The sequence below is a fragment of the Frankia sp. CoWAU3 genome, assembly GCF_977971855.1.
The window spans coordinates 22,838-25,174 of sequence record NZ_CDWWXB010000018.1 but is presented as its reverse complement, the minus strand read 5'-3'; the positions used below and the strand labels follow the sequence as shown (position 1 = coordinate 25,174).

The window sequence follows — 2,337 nt, the reverse complement described above, 5'->3', positions numbered from 1 at the left end:
GAGCGCGACGGTGACCGGATCTACGCGGTGCTGCGGGGATCGGGCACGTCCAGTGACGGCCGGTCCGCCTCGCTGATGGCCCCGGCCGTCGAAGGCCAGACGCTCGCCGTCCGCCGGGCCTGGGCGGATGCCGGGCTCGACCCGACGGCGCCGGGTGCGATCGGCCTCGTCGAGGCGTACGGCACGGCCACCCCCACCGGCGACGCTGTGGAGCTCGCCACCCTCAGCCGGATCTTTGGCACCGCGTCGGGCGGACCGGCTGGGCCGGGTCGGGCGGACATCGGGATCGGTTCCGTCAAGTCCATGATCGGTCACGCGATGCCGGCCGCGGGCGCGGCCGCTCTGATCAAGACCGCGCTGGCGCTGCACCACCGGGCCCTGCCGCCCACGCTGCACTGCGACGAGCCGCATCCGGCGTTCGTGGGCAGCCGGTTCGCGCCGGTGCGCGCCGTCGTCGAGTGGGACGCCCCGGCCGGCGGCGGTCCCCGCCGAGCGGGGGTCAACGCCTTCGGGTTCGGCGGCATCAACGCCCATCTGGTGCTGGAGGAGGCGCCGGCACCCGCAGCGGTGACGGCGGCCCGTACGTTCGCAGCCCCGGCGGTGACCACGGTGGACCGGGCGGCCGACCCGGACGTCGGTCCGGACGCCGAACCGGTGCTGCTGCTCGCCGGGGCCGACGCGGCTGACCTGCTGGCCCAGCTCGACGTCCCGGACGCGGAACTGCTCGCCCGCGACGACGCCGCGACCCCGCCGACCGGTGGGCCGTGGCGGCTGGCCCTGGTCGCGCCGACCGCCCGTCGGCTGGCGCTTGCCCGCACCGTCGTCGAGCGCGGCACCCCCTGGCGGGGACGCAACGACCTGTGGTTCACCCCGGCAGGGATGTTCGCCCCCGCGCGGGCGGGTGGGGACTCCCCGGCGCAGACCGCTTTCCTGTTCTGCGGCTTGGAGGACAAGTTCACCCCGCGGATCGACGATGTCTGCGAACACTTCGGGCTGACGAAGCCGACCCTCGACGACACCGGGATGCTCGGCCGGCATGGCGTCGCGAGCGTTGAGGTCGGCCGGATCCTCGATGTGGCGCTGCGGCGGCTCGGGATCATCCCGGACCTCGTCGGCGGCCACAGCATCGGCGAGTGGAACGCGATGATCTCCTGCGGGCTGATCACCGACGAGTACACCGACGACTTCCTCGCCGGCTTCGACCCGACAGCCCTGGAGGTGCCGGGGGTCGTCTTCGGCGCGCTCGGCTGCGGCGCGCAGCGCGCGACGGAGGTCATCGCCGGGCTCGACGAGGTCGTCGTCTCCCACGACAACTGCCCGCATCAGTCGATCATCTGTGGGCGGGAGGACAGCGTGCGTACCACGCTGGACCGGCTGCGCCGCGACGGCGTGCTGGGCCAGATCCTGCCGTTCCGGTCGGGGTTCCACTCCCCGTTCCTCGAACCGTACCTGGATCCGATGCGGGCGCGGCTCGCCCGCACCACGTTCGTCGAGGCGAGCGTGCCGATCTGGTCGGCGACCACGGTGGCGCCCTACCCGAGCGACCACGACGCCATCCGCGCGCTCGCTCTTCGACATCTGGTCGAACCGGTACGCTTCCGCCAGCTCGTCGAGCGGCTGCGCGAGCGCGGGGTGCGTGCCTTCATCCAGGTCGGAGTGGGCAGCGTCGCGGGATTCGTCGACGACACCCTGCCCGGCAACGACCATCTCTCGTTGGTCACGAATACCGTGAAGCGTCCCGGGCTGGACCAGCTGCGGCGGGTCGCGGCGGCGATGTGGGCGGAAGGCGCCGCGCCCCGGATGGACCTGCTGCCCTGCCGGTCGCGACCCGCGCCGGCGGTGCCGCAGCCCCCCGGCGGCCAACGGACCGCACCGCGTCGGCGCCCCGGTGCGGTTGAGCCTCGGCACCCCCCTGATCCGCCTCGGCGGCGGGGCCGGCGACCTGCTCAACCCGGGCAGTGCCGATCGGACCCACCGGAACCCGCCGTCCTGGGCCGGAGGTGCCGTGCCGACGCATCCGGTGATTGCCGAGCTGCGGGCCGCGCTCGCCGAGGCGGACGCGGTGATGTCCACCGTGGTCGACCGCTGGTCGCATGGGGCGACGCCGGCTCGGGTCCCCCCGCCCGGATCGGGGGGCAGGGCGATCCGGGGCGATGCGACCCCGGGCGCCGTACGGTCGGGCGGTGTGCGCGGTGGTGCTCGGTTCCGCGCCGACGATGGTCCCCGGGGCGGCGGCACGTCCGGCGGTGCCGGCGGAAACGGCGACGCGGGTTCGACGGGTGTCCCTCCTCGCCGCGGCGCGAGCACGGCCGACGGCGGGGCCGGTCGGGGCACGGG

At 74.9% G+C, this 2,337-nt stretch carries 1 protein-coding gene; it reads left to right on the top strand.

Annotated elements, in window-relative coordinates:
- A partial coding sequence (locus tag AC08ON_RS03680; protein WP_476616451.1) for an acyltransferase domain-containing protein occupies nt 1-2,337 on the top strand: 2,337 nt, incomplete at both ends.